Source organism: Phocaeicola sp. RTP21198st1_B8_RTP21198_201120, assembly GCF_040929485.1.
GTDB lineage: Bacteria > Bacteroidota > Bacteroidia > Bacteroidales > Bacteroidaceae > Phocaeicola > Phocaeicola dorei.
This window is the reverse complement of the sequence record NZ_JBCOCI010000267.1, coordinates 929-1,670: the sequence shown is the minus strand read 5'-3', so window position 1 is coordinate 1,670 and position 742 is coordinate 929. Positions and strand designations below refer to the sequence as shown.

Below are 742 nucleotides of genomic sequence, written 5' to 3'. Positions count from 1 at the left end.
GCTCTACGCTCCGCCACCGCGACCGTTTCCTCTATGGCGGGGCCGTCACGCTGGAGGTCGATGCGTACCTGACCGACAGGATTATCCTCTCGCTGACGGGGCGTGAGCGTATCCTATGGGGCACTACAACGGGACATTTCCACGCGCAGTTCGGCCTGGGCGTGAAATTCATAATCCATTAAACTTGCAAGCGACATGAAAAAGATGAAAAAGATATTGGCCCTGGCGGTCTGGATCGCCGCCCTGGGTCTTTTATGCGCATCCTGCGACAACGGGCTGGATATACAGCAGGCGTACACGTTCTCTCTGGAAACGATGCCCGTTCAGAAGCGAATCTCCGTTGGTGAAACCGCTGAAATCCGCTGCACGCTCGTGCGGGAGGGGAGATATGACGGCGCACGTTACACGATCCGCTATTTCCAGCCCGACGGGCGCGGTGAGTTGAGGATGGACGACGGTACGGTGTTCCTGCCCAACGACCGCTATCCGCTCGACCGTGAGGTGTTCCGCCTCTATTACACATCGCGCAGCGATGACCAGCAGACCATCGACGTCTATGTCGAGGACAACACGGGTCAGGTCGTGAAGACCTCCTTCACGTTCCAGAGCGAGAACGGGACGGAGGAAACGGAACGATAACGGAATATGTCTAACCAAGAGAAGCGCCCGTCACCCGGGCGCTTTCCATAAATACTGAAAACCATGACAGAGCAAGAGAGAATAGATATAGCCTATCTCGATA

At 56.1% G+C, this 742-nt stretch carries 2 protein-coding genes; both read left to right on the top strand.

Annotated features, from left to right (window positions below; all coding sequences use genetic code 11):
* Positions 1-182 (top strand): conjugal transfer protein TraO (locus AB5935_RS25265; RefSeq protein WP_368327784.1); only part of this gene is annotated, 182 nt, incomplete at its 5' end.
* 13 nt (positions 183-195) lie between these two features.
* Entirely contained in the window at positions 196-639 is a 444-nt protein-coding gene (locus AB5935_RS25260; protein ID WP_004295445.1) for a DUF3872 domain-containing protein, read from the top strand.
* The last annotated feature ends 103 nt before the right edge of the window (positions 640-742 follow it).